This window comes from Streptomyces sp. NBC_01216, from assembly GCF_035994945.1.
GTDB lineage: Bacteria > Actinomycetota > Actinomycetes > Streptomycetales > Streptomycetaceae > Streptomyces.
Genome location: NZ_CP108677.1, coordinates 6,615,676 through 6,638,695, shown reverse-complemented (window position 1 = coordinate 6,638,695; position 23,020 = coordinate 6,615,676). Strand labels below are relative to the sequence as shown.

Genomic DNA, 23,020 nt, shown 5'->3' with positions numbered 1-23,020 from the left:
GGTGGGGTGGGGCAACGACGTCTTCCGGTGTCGGCGTCTCGTGAGCGAGAACGCGAGGTCGCGCGTGGACGGCGAGCGCCACGCCCGCCGAGGGCGGTGACGGGCTCGCGCCCGGCGCTGATCGGCCTGCCCAGGTCGCGGGATGCCACCCGTGCCCACGCGCCTCGACACCGTCGTTCAGCAGGGGCACGCGGAACTCGTTCGGGACGTCGCCGACACCGTGCCGTTCCTGGTTCTCACCGACCTTCTCGGTGTCCCGGATCAGCGGATTCGGCGCACTGCACAATTCGTGACGCGACCCGGATCGCCACCGGCAACCGGCACTTGTGCATCCCGTACACCGGGGGCACGGAACATCCCGCGTCCGAGCAGTGACCCGGACCATCTCGCCGCCATCCGCCGCATCCTCGACAACCCGGAAGGCACCACACCTGCAAGAGAGTTGACGTTATTCATGCCTCGTGATCACAAGGGCAGACTCAGCGCCACCATCGACCACTGAACAGAGCCGAATCCAGGACGATTCCGTGATCGGGGCGATCGTGCGCGGATCTCGGCCCAGGCTTGCCCGACAGCCACGATTGTGGCGGGGGGTGGTTCCGTCGAACCGGTATGGAACCACCCCCTGTCTGGCGCGCGGTCCCCGACGCTGCACGCTGATCGGGTATCCGGCCGGATGAGGCAGGCGGGGCGTCAGCCGCCCGACGTCGAAGTGGGGTGTGCCGCGCGGAAGAGGTATCTGCCGCCGGCCCGCGTCTTCACCGTGATGATTCCGTCCTTCAGGGAGAAGCGGACACGGCAGCCGCGGTGATCGGTCACGGTGGGATGCCGGGTGTCCGCCCAGGGGTTGGTCAGGCGCAGAATGCCCCCGACTCGGCTGGTGATCTCGGCGTAGGCCACGGTTTTGTTCAGCAGCGCGGCCGACACCTCGAAGGCGCCCGGCTGGAGCAGCCCGTGGAAGCTCGCGTCCCGGTCGGTCGGCCACACCGGGAAGAGCATCATGGTTCCCTGGAAGCTCTGCACCAGCATGCTGTTGATCGCCTCGGTGGCACCGGACTTCTCGATGCCGTGGCCCCCGTCGTCGATCCTCAGGTTGGCCGCGAGCCGCGGCTGGATGGTCTGCTCGAAGTGCGCGATGAGCGATGCGGCGGGGTATCCCACGCGGGCGGCCTGCGTGAACACCTTCGGGAAGCTGTTGAACTGACGCCACGAGTTCATCACGTCCACCGTGTCGATGGCGATCTTCCGCTCCGCGGCGGGTGAGGTGATCCCCAGCACCTCGGCCGGGTGAATGAACTCGAGGTTCACCGTGTTTTCCCCCGGCCGGATGTCCCGGGTGTCCCCGCCCTGCATCGAGCCGGGCTCCACCAGGGAGTACACGGTGGCGCCCCGGTAGACGCTGGTCGGCTGGGCCGGCAGGTGGTCGAGCATGTTCTGCCAGTCCCGCCGTGCGGCCGAGTCGATGCCCAGTTCGTGGCTCGCCTCGATCAGCGTGGTCAGTGTCTGCTTGAGCATGCCGATGTCGGCGGTGGAGTTCTTCCCCCACGAAAGCTCATGGGGCCCGCTCCACAGCACGTACTGCCCCGCGCCCGCGTTCCACTCCAGCCAGTGCGCGAAGAAGGCCGCAACCAGCTTGAGGTACGGATACGCCTTGTCCCGCAGGAAGTCGATGTCCCGCGTGTACTCGTAGTAGGCGCAGAACTGGGTCGCCGCGAAGAGGCTGTTGGCGACCTGCTGCATGTAAGTGTTGCCCGTCGTCGACCCGAACGGTCCGATGCCCACGGGGAAGAGCACCCCCGTCGGGACGCCACCGCTCGGGAAGCGCTGCGCGACGTAGTCCCGATTCACCCGGGCCAAGTCGTGTTGTGCCCGGCGTTGTGCTTCCGGTACGTAGTCGAGGATTACGTCGTGGAAGGGGAGGGCGAGTTCGGGGCGGTTGCTGGAATAGACCCCGTAGAACGGGGCCTCGGCGTTGTAGTTCAGATGGATGTCGCCGTTCCAGGATGCCTGATCCGTGGTCGTCCAGATACCGAAGATGCCGGGGACTACCTTTCCCGGGCGGCTGGCGGAGCCGATGAAGTACTGGGCCGCGTAGTAGTACTTCTCCAGCACCGGGTTGCCGATGTCGATGCCGGACGCCAGCCAGTACCGCTTCCACCATCGGGCGTGCTTCCTTGCGAGTGTGGAAAGCGTGCGTCTGTTCTGCGAGCCCGCTGCCCGGACCGCGTCCGTCTGCACCCCGCTGGCGTCTTTGCCGCTGCCGACGGTCGTCACGATCGTCACGGTCCGGCCGGGCCGCAGGGTGAACACGGTGCTCGCGGTCGCACCCTTCACCGTCGGGGCCTGCGCGGAGTGGGCGCCCAACACCCGAGTGCCCAAGGCGGCTGTCGACACCCAGTTGGTACCGGCGGCGGTCGACCGCTGTGCCCAGGCCGTGTCACCGCTGACCCCGGCGGTCGCCGGGTACGAGGGGGAGTTTGCGTGGGCCCATGTCTGGGCCACCAGCTCCACCGGTGAAGTGCTCTTCGAGGTCACGGTGACGACGAGGATGTTGTCCTCGGCCGCGAGCCAGGTGTCCAGCGCCAGTGTGGCGCCGCCCATCACGACGGACGTGGTGATGTGGGCATCGAGGATTCGCTGCACTTCGTGGAAGGCGTCCCGGCTCGGTGCGCCCGGATCCGGTGGGGTGTTCGGCAGCGTGTACAGCTCCAACTGGCCTATGCGTGCACGGGGGTTGCGGATCGAGTCGTCGGTGGTGCCCTGGGTGGGTTCGGTGATGTAAAGCCGCAGGTAGCGCGTGGTGAACGCTTCGACGTTCCGGCCGATCACCGCGGCGGTGTTGCCGGTGACGATGTCGACGTCGGTCCAGGTGTTGCCGTCCGGGCTGATCTGCACGGTGAGGTCTTGGGTGTTGAATGCCTGGTTGCCGGGGCGGGCGGCTTCGTCGTTGCGGATGACGTACCGTGCGATCTTCTGCTCGGAGCCCAGGTCGAGGGCGATCCACTGGGGCTTGCCGACGGTGGAGACCCAGCCTTCGTAGCCCGGGGCCCACTGGCCGTTGACCGCACGGTCGGGCGAGAAGAGGGCGCTGCTCGCGGTCGCTTTGGCCCCGAGCGCGAGGTTGTCGCTGCCCGCTGCCGTCGACTTCAGCGTGATGCCGCCGATCGGGAGCGGCTGGATTTTGCCGTTTCCGTTCCAGAAGTCGCCCTTGGAAATGTGGAACGTCTTCACGCCTATGCTGCCGCCGGAGGTGACGCCGACATCGCCGTTGCCGAGGAGCGCCGTATTGGGCATCCTGGTCGTGATTGCGCCGCTGTACGTCTGGTCCGTCCACTGGCCGGTGATGCCGGACAGCTTCGCCTGAAGCTTCGACCAGCGCTGCCTTGCGGTCGGGAGCACTGTCGTACCGCGGTGCCGTTCGTCCGCGGGCCCGGACAGCGCCGCGGCGGGACCCGCCGTCAGCACCGCGGTGCCGGCTGCCACGACGGCACCGGCGAGGACTGTTCTTCTGTCCGGAGGCAATGAGCCTGCGCTGTGGTCCGTCATCGTCTCTCCTTTGAGATGGGTGAATCCGGGTGCGGAGCATGACAGTCGGGAGGCCGCTGTCGAGGTCGCGCTCGGGCCGCGCTGTCAGGCGAAGCGCGGCATCGTGCCTCGGCGGGGAATCAGGGGGAGGTGTCTGGGCGGGACTGCCGGAAGAGGCGACTGCGCGCACCTGGACGTTGTGGCTGCGTCGGCGCACATCCGGGCAGTGATGACGCGGTCGGCGGCTCGAGAGCCGCCGACCGCCGACGTCTGAGAGGATCACGGCCGCGCTGAAATAACGTTATCGCGAACGATGGCCGCTGCCTCGGCCGTCTGTCAAGACATCGTCCCCGATCCTGACCGGCCCGAGGGTCAGGCCGGCACCTCGCCGGAGCCGCGGACCTTTAGGGTGACCGGGACGATCACGGTCTGCGCAGGGCGGTCCGGATCGGCGATGCGCGCGTGCAGCAGTTCCACGGCCGTGCGGCCGACGGTGGAGGTCTCCTGGGCGACCACGGTGAGCGCGGGCTGGATGAGGTCGGCGAGCGGCACCTCGTCGAACGCGACGATGCCCAGCCGGGAGGCCGCCTGTGGGCCGAGGTGCCGCAGCACCGCCAGCGTGGTGTCCATGGTGCCGGTGACCAGCGCGGTCGCCGGCTCCGGGCCGTGCAACGCGGCCTCCAGCGTGGCGGCAACGCGTTCGGGGGTGATCTCGCCGGGGTGCACCAGACCCTCGGCGGGCCGGCCGTGGGCGCCCAGCGCGGCCCGGAAGGCCGCGGCGCGCTCCCGGCCGGAGAAAACGCGCTCGCTGTCGCCGATGTAGGCGATCCGGCGGTGCCCGTGCCGGTACAGGTGATGGAAGGCCGTGCCGATGCCCGCGGCGTTGTCCGACATGACGCAGTCCGCTGAGATCCCGGCCATCGGCCGGTCCATGGAGACCAAGGGCATGCCCGCTTCGAGCTCCGGCTGCAGGTAGGCGTGGTTCTCGCCGATCGGCTCGACGATGATGCCGTCGAGGCGCTGCCGACACATGGAGACGAGAATCTCGTGTTCCCTGGCCTCGTTGAAGTCCGTGGAGGCCGCCAGGAGGGTCTGCCCCGACATGCGGGCCGCGTGCTCGATGGCGGCCAGGGCCGGGTTGACCTCGGCGATTCGTCGAACAGCCGCGCCGATCGTGCCGGTGACGCCCGTGCGCAGCTGCCGGGCCCGCTCGTCCGGGCGGTAGTTGAGCGCTGCGATCGCGGCCTCGACCTTGGCCGCGTACTCCGCGCCCACCGTCGGGTCGTTGTTGACCACCCGGGATACCGTGCGCAGAGCCACGCCGGCCTCGCGGGCGACGTCCACCATGGTCGGCCGCTTGGATCGGCCTCCGCTCCCACCCGCTGGTCGGCTCATCCGGTGTGACTCCTCGCTGTAGCGGTCGAACATTATCCGATCGACTCTTGACACATTCCCGCAACACGGGACTATCCTCGCGATAACGTTATCCCGAAGATGTGCAGGCGTCGATCCCCTCCGATCCGCTCCACTCTCGGGTCACATCACCCGCACCAGGAGACTTCTATGCGGCCCACCCATCTGATCGCGGCCTGCGTTGCCGCGGGCCTCACCCTGCTCACCGGATGTTCCGCCGCATCCAATGATGGTGGAAAGGGCGGCAGCGACCTGACCCACCTGACCTACCTGACCTTCGAGACCCCGAACCTGAACGCGCGGTTTTGGAACACCTCGATCACCGAGGCCGAGAAGCAGGTCCCCGGCGTGTCGGTGAAGAAGATCGTCGCCGCGGGCACGGACCGGGACGCGTACGCGAAGCAGCTGCTTGCCTCCGGCCAGTTCCCGGACCTGCTGCAGTCGATCACCCCGTCGACGTTCGCGCAGAACGGGCTGCTCAAGCCCTACGACAAGAACTGGGTGAACGCCAACTTCCTGATGCCGATGGGCAACGCCTACAAGGGCGAGGTATACGTCCCGCCCACGAACTCCCAGATCATCCCCGAGGTCTTCTACAACAAGAAGCTGTTCGCGCAGGCGGGCATCACCGCGCCGCCCAAGACGTGGTCGGAGTTCATGGCGGTGTGCGCCAAGCTCAAGGCGGCCGGCATCACCCCGATCGAGCTGGGCGGCGGCGACCCGTTCTCGGCGTCCATGCCGCTGGTCGGCATCCTGTCCGCGGACGTGCTGGGCAAGAACCCGAACTGGCTGCAGGACCGCTACGCGGGCAAGGCCAAGTTCACCGACGCCAACGTCGAGGCCGCTGTGGCCAAGTACCGGACGATGGTCAAGGAAGGCTACTTCCAGAACGGCGCGCTGGGCGTGAAGTACGCGGACTCGATCACGAACTTCACGTCCGGCAAGGCCGCGATGTACATGATGGGCAGCTGGTTCCTCGGCTCGGTGCCGAAGGACCACACCGACGACTTCGGCGCCTTCCTCACCCCGACCGACGACGGTTCGCTCGTCGTGCCGTTCTCGGTGGGTGGGTCCATGGCGATCAGCGCCAAGACAGCCGACCCGGCAAAGGCGACAGCCTTTGCCCAGGCATGGTCGACGAACCCGGCGAACCTCAAGGCCCTCATCGAGGGCGACGGCGCGTTGCCCATGCTCAAGAACAAGACCCTGGCCGACTACAAGGTCAACGTCAGCCAGGTCTACAAGGACTCTTACACCTACGTCACCGACCAGAACACGAAGGTCCCGGCCTTCGGCTGGGTGACCAACGACGACGCCATGCCCTCAGGACTGAACGACGCCTTCTACTCGGCCAGCCAGGCGCTGTTCACCTCCGACGACATCCACGGACAGCTCGCCAAGCTCGACGCCGCCTGGGACAAGGCCGCCAAGTAGCCCCTGAACCGGCGCCGGGCCGGATGTCCGTAGAACTTCGACAAGGGACCCGCCATGACCACCCGAGCCCGCCCACGCCGCGGCGACCTGGCCCTCGGTAGCATCGCCGTTCTCGCGCTCGGCCTGTACGCCCTGTTCATCGTCGTTCCGGTGATCATGAGCGCCTGGAAGAGCCTGACGGACGAGAACCCGCTCAATCCGCAGACCCACTTCGTGGGCCTCGACAACTACGCCGAAATGATGCACGACAGCGCACTGTCGGACAGTCTCACCTTCACCCTCCTGCTGACCGCAGCGGTGACAATCGTCGCCAATACCGCGGGCATCGGGTTCGCGATGCTCCTCAACAAGACGTCGCTGAGCTACCGGGTGATGCGGACCGTCGCCTTCCTGCCGCAGGTGCTGTCCGGCGTCATCGTCGCCTTCTTGTGGCGCTACATCCTGGCCCAGGACGGACTCCTCAACGACGTCCTGACCTCCACGGGGATCACCGACGGGCCGATCACCTGGCTCGGCACGCCGCACCTGGCGATGTTCTCGGTCGGCCTGGTCGCCACCTGGGTTCTGACCGGCTTCACCACCGTCGTGCACCTGGCGGCACTGCAGTCGATCCCGGTCGAGCTCTACCAGGCCGCGAGGGTGGACGGCGCCGGCCGCCGGCAGCAGTTCCGGCACATCACCTTCCCGATGGTGGCCCCGGGCACGACCATCAGCGTCACTATCTCGATGATCACGATGCTGAAGCTGTACGACATCATCGCGGTGCTCACCTCGGGCGGCCCCTCGGACTCCACACAGTCCACAGCCCTCTACATCATCAAGTGCGCCTTCACCGACAACCGCTTCGGCTACGCCTCGACGGTGGCCATGCTGTTCCTGGCCCTCTCCGCGATCATCGCGCTGTCCGTGACCGGCCTGCTGCGCCGCCGGGAGGAAAACCTGTGACCGTATCGACCTCGCACCGGCCGACCGCATCGCGGAGCCCCGCGCCGAGCCCAATCACCGGCCGCGCCGCTTCCACACCGCGAGCCAAGCGCCGCAAGTGGGCGACGAAGGGCCACCTCATCGCGGCCTCACTGGTGACTTTGGCCTTCGTCAGCCCCGTCTACCTCACCGTCGTCAACGCCTTCAAACCGCAGGACCAGATCGTCTCGGATCCCACCGCCCTGCCGGCACCGCCGACGATCCAGAACCTGACGGACGCGCTGTCCCGCCCCGACCACATCATCCAGATCGGCCTCGCCAACTCTTTGGTCACGGTCGTCGCGTCGGTGATCCTGATCATCCCGATCGGCGCGGCGTCCAGCTTCTGGCTGTCCCGCCGCTCGGCACTCCTCCAACGGATCGTCCTGGCCGTGTTCGGCGCCGGCCTGATGATCCCGCCCTCGGTGATCCTCCTGCCCACCATCCGGATCCTGACCTTCCTGCAACTGGACCACACGTACGCAGGGCTGGTCCTGTCCAACATCGGCGGCGGATACCTGGCGTTCGCGGTCTTCGTCTACTCCGGATTCCTGCGATCCATCCCGGGCGAGATCATCGAGGCCGCGACCGTGGACGGCGCCGGAACGCTGCGGATCTGGTGGAAGATCGTCATGCCGCTGCTGCGCCCGGCCACCGCGACCGTCACGATCTTCCTGTCGCTGTGGATCTGGAACGACTTCATGAATCCGCAGTTCATTCTCGGTCCGCTGCACGGACAGACCATCACTACCGGCCTCTACCAGTCGCTCGGCCAGTTCTCCACCAACTACGCACAGCTGTTCGGCGTGATGCTCCTGGCCGCGGTCATACCCGTCGCCGGATACCTCTTCCTGCAGAAGCAGTTCATCGCCGGACTCACCTCGGGAGCCAGCAAGTGACCACCATCGCCCCCATCGACCCCCAGGACACCGCCTCCCGCGCCGGCATTCCCGACCTGGACCACATCGCCGGGCACTGGGCCGGCCTCGACGAGATTGCACACCTGCCGTCGCTGCGCAACCAGCAGGGCCAAGGCCACGTCGACTACGACCTGTCCTCCCTGTCCTGGCTGGTCGCCGCCCCCTTCACCTTCGGCTATCACACGGGCGAACTCCGACTGGACGGACGGACTTTGGCTGCCCAGCGGTTCCTGTGGAGGCCCTGGGGCGTGACGCGCGAGCACCGCGGCGACGGCCTCCTGCTGAGCACCGACACCCGGATGGCGCTGTCGCGGGACCTGCTGCTGTGGCGCCTCACGGTCACCAATGAGAGCCCTGAGGCCAGGACCGTCGAACTGTCCCAGGACCTGTTCGCGATGGTTGCGCATACCGAGGTCGGCTTCGGCTGGCTGTACGACGTGCCGTGGAACCACGGCAACCACCACGACTTCATGACGCTCGAGCGCATCCGCGCCACCACCGGCGGACGCTGCGAGTCCTATCTGCTCTCCCCCGCGTCGCGTCGACTCCGGCTCGGCAAGCCCCGTATCCCGGGGATCCAGCGCGACGAAGACCACGGCCCGATGCTCCTGGACGACGCGCTCCCGGCGCACGTCAGCCCCGACAGGGAACCGGAACCGCGGGTCGGAGTGGCGGCGACGGTTCGCGGTCTGACGGTCGACAGCGCCGACGGCAGCGTGGCCGTGCGCGCCGACGAGGCGATCCGGCTCACGCCGGACGACGAGGCGAACCTCGACGCCTTCGCCCTGAGCCCCGGGATGACGATCGCCTTCGAGCTTCGCCTCGACACCAAGAGCCAGTCCGGAACCGTCCTGACCCACGGCAACCACCCGGACTCGCTGCAGATCGGCGTCGAGAACGGTTGTCCGTGGCTCGGCATCGCCGGGGAACGCGTGTTCACGGACGTAGCCGCCCCGGCCGGCGAGTGGCACCGCGTCAGCGCGCACATCGAAGCCGACCGCGTCGTGCTCCGCCTCGACGACGAGGAGATCACGCGAACCGAACACTGGACCCGGTCGCGCCGCTGGACGTCCGCATCAAAAGACGGCATGGTCGCCATCGCGGACACCCGGTCGGCGGCACGCGCTGCCTACGCCTTCACCGACGCGCCGTCCGCCCTTCGGGCCGAAGGCCCCGGCGGCCGCGCCACCTGGACCTGCCGGATCGATCCCGGCCAGAGCGTGACCATCGGTATCACCTGCGCGTACGGAACCGATGCGCACGACGTCGCCGCCGATGCCCGGGCCGCGGCCGAGTCCTTTGAAGCGACGATGCTCGCGGGCGAGGACGGCTGGCGGCGGCACTGGGCCAACATGTTCACCCCGGGAAACCCGGACTTCTCCGGGCACCTTCCGGTCCTCACCACCGACGACGCTGGGCTCGCGGACACGTACTACCTCGGTGCGCTGCAGGTGCTGTACATGCGCAACATTCGGATCCGGCCCGGCGAACCGGTGTTCCTCACTGGCGGCCCCCGTCTGGGGCCGACGACGACGTATTTCTGGGACCACTGCGAATGGAGCCGGATGTATGCCCTCCTGGAGCCTGCCGGACTGCGCTCGTGGCTGCTGCGCGTCCTCTCCGGCCCCTACCGGGACTCCTTCGGGATCGAAGCGCGCAGTGGTGGCCCTCTGGGCAACGCATACAGCGCCAACGACTACGCCCTGTTCCGGCTCATCGAGCACTACGTCTGCACCAGCGGTGACGTCGCCTTCCTCGACGAATCGACCGGTGGGGCCACGGTCTTCGAACACCTGGAGCGACTCGGCTTCGGCTGGCGCGACAAACGCAGGGCGGACACCGGAGGCGTGCTCGCCGACTTCGGCGACGACGCGTGGAGCCTGCTGGAGTGCGTGCCCACGTATACCGGAGTCGTAGCGGGTTTCAACGGCGCCTACGTCGGGATGACCCGTTCGATGGCGGGCCTGTACCGGCAGCGGGGCCGCCAGGAGGACGGGGCACGAGCCGACGCGGAAGCCGAGGTCTTGGCCGCGGCGGTGCTGGAACTGTACGCGGGTGCGGGCCGCTGGCGGATACGCCGTCCCGACGGGACGGACACGATCGGGCACTGCCTCGACTTCGGCCTGACCTCTGCGGCCCTGCACCGCGATCTGAGCGACGAAATGCGGCACGAAATGGCGGACTTCGTTACCGAACGCCTCCTGGTAGGCGGCTGGATGCGGGCCTTGAGCCCCGACGACCCGGCCGCCGCCACTTCCGACCGTCCCGACCACGGCGCGGCCGGCGCGTTCTGCGCCTGGCCCGGCGTCACCGCGTACGGCCTGGCCCGCCTGGGCTACCGCGACCGGGCGATCGCGCTGCTGCGCGACCTGACGTCCGCCGCTTCAGGCGGGGTCTGGGGCCAAGCCATGGAAATCGTCACCGGACCCGACGGGCGGCCGCGCGCTCGGGTCGCCGAGCGCGGTGTCTCGAACCGGGACAGCATCGCGGGCGCATCCGGTGCGGAAGCAGTGCTGTCCGCAGTGTTCGGCGTAACGCCCTCGTTCGCCACTGACGGCCCGGACGAACTGCCGGACACGTTGACCGCCGAAGGGATCGGCACCCTCACCGGCCTCCGCAGTCCCGTCGGCTGACCATCAGATCGGACGCAGCAGCTCCGCTTCGGCCCACATGCCCCCACCGTCGTGGCGAGAGCGATGGTTGAGCACCCGCCAGTCGGCCCGCGCACTGTCCACCGTCGTGAGCTCGACGTGCCGCAGCCGCACTCTTCACCGCAGCGTCGTCCACGATCGAAAGACTGACCTTCCCCTCGCAGCGTGGAGCCCGTGACTGCAGCGGAAGTTGGGATTCATGGGGTCCAAGAAGAAGCCGCCGTGCGACGCCGAGTTCCGTGAGGGCGCGGTGCGCATCGTGGTCGAGACCGGGAGGTCGGCCGGGGACGTCGCCGAGGAGCTCGGGATCAACCCGGGCACGCCGCACAGCTGGGTGTCGCGGTGGCGGCGCAACGGGACGACGTCCTCGGACCGGCCCGTACAACCGACAGCCGCCAGTGGTGGGGGCGGTAGCGGTCGGGTGCGGGAGGCAGAGCGGGCCGAGCTGGAGCGGCTGCGCCGGGAGATCGGGGAGAAGAACAAGCGGATCCGGGAGCTGGAGACGGAACGTGATGCCTTCAAGCGATGCAGGCCCCCCTGCGTGAAGTGACCGAGAACGCTCCGGAGGCGGTGGTCGCCTTCATCGGTAACCGGAGATCTCCCGTTTCCTCGGGCGATCTCCGGGCACCGAAGACACGGAAGTTCTCAGCCGTCAGCGTGGCCAGATACACGGCACCCCCACCGAAGGGCCGGCGCCCCAGGTGGGCGCAGGCACATCCCCCGCGCCACACTCCCCAGTTGTGCGCAACTATTCGGGAAATCATACGACTCGAACCAGCCTCCGCGAACGGCAATCCGACCCGCGGGGCCGGCAGCGTCACACATGGGGGATCGCAACCCACGACCGACCTTGGCGCATCCATCGGAACCGGTCTGTCGCAGATGTCGGCGTTCAACGCTGCGTGGTCAGCACGGGAGTCAGCACCGCACCACCAAAACGTGCCCGATCAGCGCAACCCGGACAGCCCCTCTCCCGACCCCTCTCGGGCCTTCGGCAGGGTCGCAACAGCAGGCCATGGAGGCTGGGCGCACACGGCACACCCGAACTATGGTGTCTCACCACATACGCCCCTGACCAGCCACTTCCTACGGTGTGGCGACATCGAATCGTCCCCGTCCCCGCCTGGAAGTGGTGCACATGGCCGCCGCAACAACCTCCCCGACGCCACCCGGTTCCCTCAAGCGGATCGTCGCCGCCAGTCTCATCGGCACGACCATCGAGTGGTACGACTTCTTCCTCTACGGTTCGGCCGCCGCCCTCGTGTTCAACAAGCTGTTCTTCCCCGGTTCGGACCCGCTGGTCGGAACCCTGCTGTCGTTCCTGACCTATGCCGTCGGATTCGCCGCCCGGCCGCTGGGCGCGCTGGTGTTCGGGCACTTCGGCGACCGGGTGGGGCGCAAGAAACTGCTGGTACTCAGTCTGCTGCTGATGGGCGGGGCGACCTTCGCCATCGGGCTGCTGCCGACGCACGCGACCGTCGGATCCGCCGCGCCGCTGCTCCTCACCACACTGCGACTGGTGCAGGGGTTCGCGCTCGGCGGTGAGTGGGGCGGGGCCGTCCTGCTCGTGTCGGAACACGGTGACGCCGCACGACGCGGATTCTGGGCGTCCTGGCCGCAGACCGGGGCGCCGGCGGGCCAACTCCTGGCGACCGGCGTGCTCTCCGCGCTGACCGCGCTGCTCTCGGACGCCGCGTTCCTCTCCTGGGGCTGGCGCGTGCCGTTCCTGCTCTCCGGTGTGCTCGTGGTCGTGGGCCTGTGGATACGCCTGTCCGTCGACGAGTCCCCCGTGTTCAAGGCCGCCCTCGCCGCCGCCGAGCGGCGCAAGGCAGCGCACGGGCAGGCCGAGAAGACGCCGCTGGTCGCCGTGCTGCGCCACCACTGGCGTGACGTGCTGATCGCGATGGGCGCCCGGATGGCGGAGAACATCAGCTACTACGTGATCACCGCGTTCATCCTCGTCTACGCGACGACCTCGGTGGGTCTTTCCAAGCAGACCGCGCTCAACGCCGTGCTCATCGCCTCCGCCGTGCACTTCGCCGTCATCCCGGCCTGGGGCGCGCTGTCCGACCGGATCGGCCGACGGCCGGTCTATCTGATCGGCGCGATCGGCGTCGGCGCCTGGATGTACCCGTTCTTCGCGCTGATCGATTCGGGGAGCTTCGCCTGGCTGCTGCTCGCGGTGAGCGTCGGCCTGGTCCTGCACGGGGCGATGTACGCGCCGCAGGCCGCGTTCTTCTCCGAGATGTTCGCGACCCGGATGCGCTACTCCGGTGCCTCCATCGGCGCCCAGTTCTCCTCCGTCGCCGCCGGCGCCCCCGCCCCGCTGATCGCGACCGCGCTGCTCGCCGACTACGGCACCTCGACGCCCATCACCCTCTATGTGATCGCCGCCGCGCTGCTGACGGTGGTCGCCGTCGCCTGCGCCCGGGAGACCCGCAACCGCGACCTGTCCGAGGACGCCGGGGATACCGGCCGGGCCGAGCACGCCGGCGTACGGGCAGGCGCCTGACGCCGGCGACGGGGCGCCGGGTCCTCGGACACCCGGCGCCCCGTCGCGTTCAGCGGGCGGTCGCCGTCGACAGGGCGTGGAGCCGGAGGGCGAGCTGAATCTCCAGGGCGCGGGCGGGAGCCTGCCAGTCCGCGCCGAGCAGCCGGCCGATCCGCTCGATGCGCTGGGCGACCGTGTTCACGTGGACGTGAAGCTCGTCCTTGGTGCGGGCCGGGCTCATCCCGCTCGCGAAGTACGCGTCCATCGTGCGCACCAGCTCCGTGCCGCGGCGCCGGTCGTAGTCGACGACCGCGCCGATCGTGCGCTCCACGAAGCCCACGATGTCCCGGCCGTCGGCCAGCAGCAGCCCCAGGAAGCCGAGGTCCTCGGCCCCGGCACCGTCGCCCTCGCGGTGCAGCAGGCGCAGGGCCTCCAGGCAGCGGCGGGCCTCCTGGTAGGCGAGGGAGACCCGCGCCGGGCGGGCGGCGGGTGTCGGGACGGGGGCGGACGCACCGACCGTCACGGGCTCACGGACCGCGTCGCCGAGGTGCCGGGCGGTCTGCCGGGCCAGTTCGGCGGCGGACTCCCCGGGGCCGAGCGGCAGCAGCAGGACGGTGCCGCCGTCGCGGGCGGAGGCGAGCCCGTGCCGGGTTGCTGCCAGGTGCGAGGCGGCCGACCAGAGCCGTCGGCGGTCCGCGGACTCCCGGCCACCGGCGTCGGCGTCGGACGAGGCTCCGGACCGGTCGATGCGGGCGGCGAGCACGACCTGAGGCGCGTCGACGTCGGTCCGCAGACGCGCGGCGCGTTCGCGCAGCAGGTGGGGATCGCGGTCGGGGGCGTCGAGCAGGTCGTCGAGGAGTTCGCCCCGTACCCGCTGCTCGGCCTCTCCGGCGGAGCGGCGGGCTAGCAGCAGCAGCGAGGTCACGAGGGCGGCTCGCTCCAGGGTGCGCTGATCAACCGGGTCGAGGTCCGGCTGTCCGCACAGGACGAGGGCGCCCAGGGTCTGACCGCCGGCCGAGACGGCCGCCACCCAGCGGTCGCCGTCGCGGAGGGCGTGCCCGTCGGCGAGCCGGGCGCTGCCGGTCCACTCCTCCGTGAAGGCGACCGTGCCGTCGAGCACTTCGGACACGGCGCCGGCCACGTCGTGCACTCCGCCGCCTCGCAGCACCAGTTCGGTGAGCCGGTCGTGGACCTCCGAGGCCCGCTCGATGACCCCGCTGTGCTCCCGGATGATGTCGTTGGCCCGCTCGAGCTCGGCCAGGGCCGAGCGGGTCTCGGCGAGCAGGTTGGCGGTGTCGATGGCGACGGCGGCGTGCGCGGCGAAGGAGCCCAGCAGGGCGACCTGCTCGCGCTCGAAGACCCGGGCGCGCCGGTCGGCGGCGAAGAGCACGCCGATGACCTGGCTGCCGAGTGTCAGCGGTACGCCGAGAATGGCGACGAGTCCCTCGTCGCCGACCGCGGAGTCGATGGTGCGGGTGTGCTGGAAGCGGGCGTCGTGGAAGTAGTCGTCCGTGACGTAGGGGCGGGCGGTCTGTGCCACGAGTCCGCCGAGGCCCTCGCCCATGCCGAGACGGAGCTGCTGGAAGCGGGCGGAGACGGAGCCCTCGGTGACCCGCATGTAGGTGTCGCCGGCGGTGGGGTCGTTGAGGCTGAGGTAGGCGACCTCGGTGCCGAGGAGGGAGCGGGCGCGCTGGACGATGGCCCGGAGCACGGCGTCGAGGTCCCGTAGTCCCGCCAGGTCGTGGGCGGTCTCGAAGAGGGCGGAGAGTTCGGCCTCGCGGCGCCGTCGTCCCTCCAGCTCGGCCCTCACCCGCAGGGCGAGCCGCTTGGCTCGTTCGAGTTCGGCCAGCGCCTCGGGGCCCGCGCCGTCGGCGCGGGCGAGGAGCACGGGCCGGTCGTACGCCTCCGCCGCGGCTCCGCGGGCGAGGAGCTCCAGGTAGGCGGCCTGTTCTTGGGACATGGACAAAGGGATACCTGCCGTACGAGTGAGCGCGCCAGCCCTGTGGACGACCGGCGGTGGGACGTCCGGCCCACGGTGGGACGTCAGCCGGCCCGGGTCCCGGCTGCCGTCCGGGCGAGGAATCGCCGTCGGCGGCGTTCCTCGGGGCCCGTCGACGCGCTGTGGGGGGGTGGCCGGGGTGGTGTGGCGGCGCTCAGTGGGCCGTCCAGCCACCGTCGAGGACGAGCGAGGTGCCGGTGACGAAGGAGGCGTGGGGGGTGCAGAGGTAGAGCACGGCCTCGGCGACCTCCTCGGGTTCGACGAGTCGCTTGAGCGCCGAGTCCTTGAGCAGGACGTCCGTGAGAACCCGTTCCGGAGGGATCGAGTGCGCGGCGGCCTGGTCGGCGATCTGCCGTTCGACCAGGGGGGTGCGCACATAGCCGGGGTTGACACAGTTGGAGGTGACCCCGTGGGAGGCGCCTTCCAGCGCGGCGGTCTTGGAGAGTCCTTCGAGGCCGTGTTTGGCGGCCACATAGGCGGACTTGTAGGCCGAGGCCCGCAGACCGTGCACGGAGGAGAGGTTGACGATGCGACCCCAGCCCTGGGCGTACATGTGCGGCAGCGCGCCCCGGATCAGCCGGAACGGGGCTTCCAGCATGACCGTGAGGACGGTGTGGAAGACCTCCGGCGGGAACTCCTCGATGGGGCGGACCAGTTGGAGGCCGGCGTTGTTCACCAGGATGTCGGCACCGGCCGCGGCGGACTCGGCCGCGTCGAGATCGGTGAGGTCGAGGAGGCGCGGCTCGATCGTCCCGGGGAGTCCGGCGCCGCTCACCGCCAGGGTCTCCAGACCCTCCGCCGCCCGGTCGACGGCTCTGACCCGGGCTCCGGCCTCCGCGAGCCTCAGCGCGCAGGCGTGGCCGATCCCGCCGGCGGCGCCGGTGACGAGGGCGACACGTCCGGTGAGGTCGAGGGCGACGGTCCGGGCCGCGGGCGAGGGACCGGGCCGGGTCCCCCCGGACGGCGCGGACGCGCGCGTCACGGTCGACGAGGGTGCCGCCGGCGGAGCGGGTACGGGGCCTGAGGGGGTGAGGGCGCTCATGCTCCGCACCCTACGAAGCGGCCCCTCCCCCACCGATGTGCGTCGAGCCCACACTTCGGTCCGGGGGCATGGTGTCGAACCATGTGGGTTCGTCGGCGAGGGCCCGTTCGATCCTGAAGAGCGAGAAGCGCTTCATCTCGGGGAGCGCGTCCAGTCCGAACCAGGCGACCTCTGTCGACTCCTCGTCGTTGACCTTGGCTTCGCCGCCGACCGCCCGGCAGCGGAAGGACACGTCCATGAACTGGCACCGGTCGCCGTTGGGATAGACGACCGGTCGCCTCAGGGTCTGGACGAGCACGACCCGCTCGACCTCGCAGCGTACGGCGGTCTCCTCGTACACCTCACGGACGGCGCAGGCCGCGGGCTGCTCGCCCGGCTCGACGATGCCGCCGATGATCGACCACATGCCGGTGTCGGTCCGCCGTCCGAGCAGGACCCGCCCCCGGTCGTCGAAGACCACCGCGCTGACCCCGGGCAGGAAGAGCAGCTGGTGGCCCGCGGTGGCCCGCAGTTCGCGGATGAAGTCAGGAGTACCCATGCCCCGACCCTAAGCGCTGTTCCGTGACACGATCAGGGCGGTGGTGGCGAGGCTCGCCGACGGTTCAGGAGGCGCGGCGGGCGCGGAAGGCCCGAAGCGCCGACCAGCCCAGGCCGGCCGCCGCGACTGCCGCCAGGAGGGCCTCGGGGAGCGTGCCGAGACGCGTCGCCGGGGTGAGCGAGGACCGCAGCGGCACCTTCTCGACCAGCACGTCAGGGGTGAACATCGCCGATCGCCGTACGATCTCGCCGTCCGGACCGATGATCGCGCTGACGCCGCTGGTGACGGGCACGACCACGGTGCGGCTGTGCTCGACGGCACGCACCCGGGACATGGCGAGCTGCTGGTAGGTCATCTCGCTGCGTCCGAAGGTGGCGTTGTTGCTGGGCACGGAGATCAGCTGGGCGCCGTGGGTGACGGTGTCCCGCACGGCCCAGTCGAAGGCGGCCTCGTAGCAGGTGGCGAGGCCGACCTTGGTACCGGCGAGGCCGAAGAGACCGACCTTCGTGCCGGGGCCGAAGTCACGGCTGACACGGTCCACGTTGCTGTTGAAGACGCGGACGAAGGAGCGCATCGGGATGTACTCGCCGAAGGGCTGGACGTGCCGCTTGTCGTAGGTGGCGACCGGGCCCTTCCCGGGGTCCCACTCGATGAGGGTGTTGCGCAGCTTACCTGTCGGGGGCGCGACGACGGCGCCGATCACGGTCGGCACGCCGATCGCCCTGACCGCCCCGTCGATGACCTCCTGGGCGTCGGGATTGGCGTAGGGGTCGATGTCGGAGGAGTTCTCCGGCCAGAGGACGAAGTCGGGCTGGGGCTTCCGGCCCGCCTTCACGTCCGCCGCGAGCTCCTTCGTGCGAGCGACGTGGTTGTCGAGCACGGCCCGCCGCTGGGAGTTGAAGTCGAGTCCCAGACGGGGCACGTTGCCCTGGACCGCGGCGACGGTCGCGGTGCCGTCCTCCGCCGTGTCGTCGACGAGGGGCAGGGCGGCGACGGCACCGGTGACCGGGACGAGGACCGTGAGGGCGGCGACGGCCAGCGCGCCGCGCGGCGCGGCGCCGGTCCGCCGGTACGCGCGGATCCGCCGGACGGTCTCGTAGAGGCCGAAGCCGCAGAGGGCGACGGCGAAGCCGAGTACCGGGGTGCCGCCGACGGCGGCGAGCGGCAGGAAGACCCCGTCTGCCTGCCCGAAGGCGATCTTGCCCCAGGGGAAGCCGCCGAAGGGGACACGGGCGCGGGCCGCCTCGCCGAGGATCCACAGCGCGGCGGCGAACACCGGCCAGCCGGGCAGCCGCGAGACGGCCGCGATGCCGAGGCAGGAGGCCGCGACGAAGAGCGCCTCGGCGGCGCAGAGCGCGAGCCAGGGCCCCGGCCCGACCTCCTCGCCGGTCCAGATGAGCAGCGGGAGCAGGAAGCCGAGACCGGCGAGGTAGCCGAGACCGAAGCCCGCCCGTGGTCGTCGGCCGCGCAAGGTCCAGCCGAGCAGGCCGAAGGCCGGCAGCGCCAGCCACCACAGCGGCCGGGGCGGGAAGCTCAGGAAGAGCAGGAACCCGGAGAGTACCGCCGCACCCGGTCGCACGAGGCGCCGCGGGGCGAAGCGGCCGGCCCGCGAGGCGGCGGGGCCGGGGGCGTCGACAGGGGTGATGGTGGTGCTCACGTGGCGGAGTCTACGGCGCCAGGCACGGACCGGAGGAGTCCGGTCGGGCGCCGCGCGGTGCCGGACGTACGGTCCCGGCCGTGATCGGCCCGGCCTCCGCGGCGGGAGTGCCCGGGGGCGTTCTCCCCGTGAGGGGCGTCGCCCCGGCACGGTGCCTCCACCGGTCCGGGCCCCCGGACATCCGGGACCCGCGTCGGCTCGGAGCCCGTCGGAGGTCTCTCCGACCGGTCCAGGACGACCGGAAGGTCCCTCAGGGCCTGCCGGGTGGCCTCTGACCGGGCGGGCACGCCCCTGGCGTGCGCGCTGTCGGCCGAAGGCCACCCGGCAGGCCCTCAGGCGTTCGTCGGCCCGGTCGGGGTCGAACGGCTCAGCAGCTCGCGGATGACCCGGACGCCGGACATCGCGTCGTCGACGGTCACGGTGAAGGTACGGCCGTCGCCGAGCCGGAGCGACAGGGCCTCTCCCCGGCGGACGACCACCGCCGTCCCCTTCTCGGGCCGCCAGCGGTAGCCCCAGCCGCCCCACTGGCGGGGGGTGACCTTCGGTACGAAGTCGGCGCCGATCACATGGGAGAGCGGGATGCGGCGGCGCGGCAGGCCCATATGGCCGCAGCGGACCTCCATCGCGCGGTCGTCGACCCGTACCTCGACATGGACGAAGGCGAGCGTCCCGAAAAGCACCAGCAGGCCCGCCGCGACGCAGCCGATGACGGCCATCAGAAGCGGTGCGGTGCCGGACGTCCAGGGGGCGTCCACGGCAAGGGTGACGCCCAGCGCCATGCAGGCGGCTCCGGCCGCGGCGGGCACCCATTGCAGACGGTTGGTGGCCCGGCCCCTCCACACCTCGGGCACCGGCTCACCGGCTTCCGGGATACGGGGGTGCGCGGATTCGTCCCTCATGTCGTGCAGCCTACTCACGTTCCGATGGGGCGGCGCCGCGCGGCGGCCTTCCGTGCCCCCGCGGGAAGCCGTGACGGGCGTCAGCGGGCGGGGCTCACGGCCTCGAGCAGACGGCCCTCGGCGTAGCTCAGGGCTGCCTCCGGAAGAGTGGCGGTCCGGCCGCTCAACAGCACGGTCAGGCCGCCGGTCGCGTCGGCGTCCGGTGCCGGCTCCGCGCCGATGCGGCGCAGGGCCTGTGCGGCGACTGCCCCGGCGGAGCCGTGGAAAACCACCGGCGGCAGCCCGGGGGGCTGGACCGCCGCTCGGATCTCCTCGGCGACCAGTTCGTAGTGAGTGCAGCCGAGCACGAGGGTGCGGACGTCGTCCGGGGTGAGTTCCGCCGCGGCGGCGACGGCGCGCTTGATCCCTTCCGCGTCGGCGTACTGCACCGCGTCGGCGAGCCCGGGGCAGGGCACCTCGGTGACCATCGCGCCCTCCGCGAAGTCGCGGATCAGGTCACGCTGGTACGGGCTTCCGGTGGTGCCCGGGGTCGCCCAGATGGCGAGTCCGCCGCCGGCGGAGGCGGCGGGCTTGATCGCGGGGACCGTGCCGATGACCGGGATGCGTGGTTCGAGGGCGGCGCGGAGCGCGGGCAGTGCGTGCACGGTCGCGGTGTTGCAGGCGATGATCAGCGCGTCAGGTCCGAGGGCGGCGGCGGCACGGGCGACGACGAGCGCGCGTGCCGTGAGGTCCTCGGGAGTCCGCGGGCCCCAGGGCATGCCGTCGGGGTCGGAGGAGAGGACGAGGTCCGCGTCGGGCCGCAGGCGGCGCACGGCCGCCGCCGCCGGGAGCAGGCCGATTCCGGAGTCCATGAGCGCGATCTTCACCCGGTCACCCTAGCCGACCACCCTTGCGTGCCCGGCAATGTGGGGCAGACTGCGACGAATGAGCGCCACTGCCTGGATCGCGTTGGGTTCGCTGGCCGCCTGGGTGTGGCTGCTGCTGGGCCAGGGCTTCTTCTGGCGTACCGACCAGCGGCTGCCCGGCGTGACGCGTCACCGCCGGTGGGGACGCCGTACCCGTCCGGCGGGCCCGGCGCCGGACGGGTACGGGGACGGTTCCTGGCCGCGGGTGGCCGTCGTCGTCCCGGCCCGGGACGAGGCGGAGGTGCTTCCGCTGAGCCTGCCGTCGCTGCTGACCCAGGACTATCCGGGCGAGGCCGAGATCGTGCTCGTCGACGACGGCAGCACCGACGGCACCGGGAAACTCGCGGGTGAGCTGGCCGTGCGCTACAGCGGGCTGCCTCTGACGGTCGTCTCGCCGGGCGATCCGGAACCCGGCTGGACGGGGAAGCTGTGGGCGCTGCGGCACGGCATGGCCCTGGCGCGGAAGCGCGATCCGGAGTTCCTGCTCCTGACGGACGCGGACATCGCGCACGAGCCGGACAGTCTGCGGCTGCTGGTGACGGCGGCGGCCTCCGAGGGGTTCGACCTGGTGTCACAGATGGCGCGGCTGCGGGTCGCGACCGTCTGGGAGCGTCTGATCGTGCCGGCCTTCGTCTACTTCTTCGCGCAGCTGTATCCCTTCCGCTGGATCAACGGCCGCCGTCCGCGGGCGACGGCCGCGGCGGGCGGCTGTGTGCTGCTGCGGACGGAGACCGCCGACCGGGCCGGGGTGCCGGAGGCGGTCCGGCAGGCGGTGATCGACGACGTGTCGCTGGCCCGGGCGGTACGGCGGGCCGGCGGGCGGGTGTGGCTGGGGCTGGCGGAACGCGTCGACAGCGTGCGCCCCTACCCGCGCCTGGCCGATCTGTGGGGCATGGTGGCGCGGTCGGCGTACGCCCAGCTCCGGCACAATCCGCTTCTCCTGCTCGGCACGGTCGTGGCGCTCGCCCTCGTGTACCTGGCGCCGCCGGCCACGCTGGTGGCGGGGCTGGCGGGCGGGGACGCGACGGCGGCCGTGGCGGGCGGTCTGGCCTGGGCGGTCATGGCGGGGACGTACGTGCCGATGCTCCGCTACTACGGGCAGCCGGTCGCGCTGGCCCCGACGCTGCCGCTCACCGCGCTGCTCTATCTGCTCATGACGGTGGACTCGGCCGGACGGCACTACCGGGGCCGGGGCGCCGCCTGGAAGGGACGCACCTACGGGCGTCCCCAGGCCGCGCCCGACCGGTAGCGGTACCGCGTCGGCCGTCCGGGGCCGGGTGGCGGCCCCGGACAGGTGCGGCTCACTTCCGTCCGGGTGTCCAGTTCATGCCCCAGCCGTACGCCTGGTCCACGGTCCGCTGCGGGCTGACGCCACGCGCCGGGACGAGGTAGCGGGCCTCCCGGCGCACCACGAGGTCGCCGTCCTCCCGGGTGAGCAGGGCGAGCGCGCAGACGGTGGACGGGACGGTGCAGTCGTCGAGGGAGAAGTCGACGGCCGCGCCTAGCTGGGGCTGCAGGGTGACGGTGGCGTGCAGGTCGGCGAAGCTGCGGGCGCCTTCGTAGACGGTGACGAAGACGAGAATCCGGCGGAGCTTGTCCTTGTGGTCGAGGTTGATGGTGAGGTTCTCGCCGGACGTGGAGGCTCCGGTGCGGTCGTCGCCGTCGAGATGGATGTAGGGGGGCTGGTGGAGCGACCCGAAGGAGTTGCCGAGGGCCTGGACCACGCCTTTGCGGCCGTCCGTCAGCTCGTACAGGGCACAGAGGTCGAGGTCGAGGTCCGCGTGCTGGGCGACGGCCCGGCCTAGTTTGCCGCCCCAGCCGGTGAACTGCTTGCGCATCTGCCAGTCGAGGTGCACGCGCATGGCGCCCGAGGTGCCGCCCTGCTTGGCGAGGGACACCGTCGGAGCCTCCTTCGTGAGGGTGACCTTGGTGAGCCGTACCGGCTGTGGCGGGGCGGCGGACGACACGGGCGGGGCGGCCACGGGCGCGGGGGCGGCGGGCGGGGCGACCTCGGGCGCCGTGGGCCGCTGCGGCTCGTCGACCGTGATGCCGAAGTCGGTCGCGAGGCCCTCCAGACCGGAGTCGTACCCCTGTCCCACCGCCCGGAACTTCCAGGCACCCTGCCGCCGGTAGAGCTCGCCGAGGACGAACGCCGTCTCCACGGTCGCGTCCGTGCTGTCGTAGCGGGCGATCTCGGCACCGCCGTCCTCGTCCGTCACCCGGACGTGGAGTCCCCGCACCTGTCCGAAGGCCCCGCCGTCGGCCGATCCAGCGAGCACGATCCGCTCGACCTCCGGCTCGACCCGGTCCAGATCGACCCGGAGCGTGTCGGTCACGACATCTCCGGTGGTCCGTTTACCCTCGTGCCGGACGGCGCCCGAGGCGTGTGCCGGCTGGTTGTAGAAAACGAAGTCGGCGTCGGAGCGCACTTTCCCCGACACGAGGAGTAGCGCCGAGGCGTCGACGTCCGGGACACCTCCGCTTGAACTCCGGACCAATTCCACGCGCACGGTGCGCGCCCGCACCGGAACATTGGCCCCTTTAAGCATGGACATGATCGCCCCCATCACGGCTCCGTCGCCT

The 23,020-nt window shown here is 70.6% G+C and carries 17 protein-coding genes; 8 read left to right on the top strand and 9 right to left on the bottom strand.

The genetic code is table 11. The annotated features are described in order from the left end of the window. The first annotated feature begins 151 nt into the window (after nucleotides 1-151). Entirely contained in the window at nucleotides 152-502 is a 351-nt protein-coding gene (locus tag OG393_RS29980) for a hypothetical protein (protein WP_327377818.1), read from the top strand. A 191-nt stretch (nucleotides 503-693) separates the two neighbouring features. Here OG393_RS29980 and OG393_RS29975 read toward each other — a convergent pair whose 3' ends face one another. Continuing rightward, nucleotides 694-3,546, bottom strand: coding sequence for a discoidin domain-containing protein (locus tag OG393_RS29975; protein WP_327377817.1), 2,853 nt, complete (start codon nucleotides 3,544-3,546; stop codon nucleotides 694-696). A gap of 351 nt (nucleotides 3,547-3,897) precedes the next feature. Continuing rightward, nucleotides 3,898-4,920 carry a LacI family DNA-binding transcriptional regulator gene (locus OG393_RS29970; RefSeq protein ID WP_327377816.1) on the bottom strand — a complete coding sequence of 341 codons (1,023 nt, stop codon included), beginning with the start codon at nucleotides 4,918-4,920 and terminating at the stop codon, nucleotides 3,898-3,900. Nucleotides 4,921-5,088: 168 nt separating this feature from the next. Here OG393_RS29970 and OG393_RS29965 point away from each other — a divergent pair, with 168 nt between their 5' ends. The 6 genes from OG393_RS29965 (at nucleotide 5,089) to OG393_RS29940 (ending at nucleotide 13,418) form a co-directional block, all read left to right on the top strand. Then, a complete protein-coding gene (locus OG393_RS29965) occupies nucleotides 5,089-6,372 on the top strand; it encodes an ABC transporter substrate-binding protein (RefSeq protein WP_327377815.1) in 1,284 nt (427 codons plus the stop codon). A gap of 54 nt (nucleotides 6,373-6,426) precedes the next feature. Continuing rightward, nucleotides 6,427-7,317, top strand: coding sequence for a carbohydrate ABC transporter permease (locus OG393_RS29960; RefSeq protein ID WP_327377814.1), 891 nt, complete (start codon nucleotides 6,427-6,429; stop codon nucleotides 7,315-7,317). Further along, nucleotides 7,314-8,234: a carbohydrate ABC transporter permease gene (locus OG393_RS29955; protein ID WP_327377813.1), complete on the top strand. Its 921-nt coding sequence runs from the start codon at nucleotides 7,314-7,316 to the stop codon at nucleotides 8,232-8,234. Before OG393_RS29960 ends, OG393_RS29955 begins: the two co-directional genes overlap by 4 nt. Continuing rightward, nucleotides 8,231-10,888, top strand: a complete 2,658-nt coding sequence (locus tag OG393_RS29950) for a hypothetical protein (RefSeq protein ID WP_327377812.1) — start codon at nucleotides 8,231-8,233, stop codon at nucleotides 10,886-10,888. Before OG393_RS29955 ends, OG393_RS29950 begins: the two co-directional genes overlap by 4 nt. Nucleotides 10,889-11,105: 217 nt before the next feature. Further along, complete coding sequence (locus OG393_RS29945) at nucleotides 11,106-11,456, top strand: transposase (protein WP_327377811.1); 351 nt, start codon at nucleotides 11,106-11,108, stop codon at nucleotides 11,454-11,456. A 588-nt stretch (nucleotides 11,457-12,044) separates the two neighbouring features. Then, complete coding sequence (locus tag OG393_RS29940; RefSeq protein ID WP_327377810.1) at nucleotides 12,045-13,418, top strand: MFS transporter; 1,374 nt, start codon at nucleotides 12,045-12,047, stop codon at nucleotides 13,416-13,418. A 49-nt stretch (nucleotides 13,419-13,467) separates the two neighbouring features. On the opposite strand, the gene OG393_RS29935 is transcribed toward OG393_RS29940, so the two are convergent. From OG393_RS29935 to OG393_RS29910, 6 genes are all read right to left on the bottom strand, one after another. Further along, nucleotides 13,468-15,357, bottom strand: a complete 1,890-nt coding sequence (locus OG393_RS29935) for a helix-turn-helix domain-containing protein (protein ID WP_327377809.1) — start codon at nucleotides 15,355-15,357, stop codon at nucleotides 13,468-13,470. A gap of 193 nt (nucleotides 15,358-15,550) precedes the next feature. After that, entirely contained in the window at nucleotides 15,551-16,378 is an 828-nt protein-coding gene (locus OG393_RS29930) for a 3-hydroxybutyrate dehydrogenase (RefSeq protein WP_442817441.1), read from the bottom strand. A 70-nt stretch (nucleotides 16,379-16,448) separates the two neighbouring features. Continuing rightward, nucleotides 16,449-16,976: an NUDIX hydrolase gene (locus OG393_RS29925; protein WP_327377807.1), complete on the bottom strand. Its 528-nt coding sequence runs from the start codon at nucleotides 16,974-16,976 to the stop codon at nucleotides 16,449-16,451. 64 nt (nucleotides 16,977-17,040) lie between these two features. Beyond that, nucleotides 17,041-18,633, bottom strand: a complete 1,593-nt coding sequence (gene lnt, locus OG393_RS29920; protein ID WP_327377806.1) for an apolipoprotein N-acyltransferase — start codon at nucleotides 18,631-18,633, stop codon at nucleotides 17,041-17,043. A gap of 332 nt (nucleotides 18,634-18,965) precedes the next feature. Then, complete coding sequence (locus tag OG393_RS29915) at nucleotides 18,966-19,532, bottom strand: hypothetical protein (protein WP_327377805.1); 567 nt, start codon at nucleotides 19,530-19,532, stop codon at nucleotides 18,966-18,968. Between the two features lie 80 nt (nucleotides 19,533-19,612). Next, complete coding sequence (locus OG393_RS29910; RefSeq protein ID WP_327377804.1) at nucleotides 19,613-20,398, bottom strand: glutamate racemase; 786 nt, start codon at nucleotides 20,396-20,398, stop codon at nucleotides 19,613-19,615. Between the two features lie 58 nt (nucleotides 20,399-20,456). Here OG393_RS29910 and OG393_RS29905 point away from each other — a divergent pair, with 58 nt between their 5' ends. Further along, a complete protein-coding gene (locus tag OG393_RS29905) occupies nucleotides 20,457-21,686 on the top strand; it encodes a glycosyltransferase (protein WP_327377803.1) in 1,230 nt (409 codons plus the stop codon). Between the two features lie 52 nt (nucleotides 21,687-21,738). On the opposite strand, the gene OG393_RS29900 is transcribed toward OG393_RS29905, so the two are convergent. Then, nucleotides 21,739-23,004, bottom strand: coding sequence for a TerD family protein (locus OG393_RS29900; RefSeq protein WP_327377802.1), 1,266 nt, complete (start codon nucleotides 23,002-23,004; stop codon nucleotides 21,739-21,741). Nucleotides 23,005-23,020: the final 16 nt, after the last annotated feature.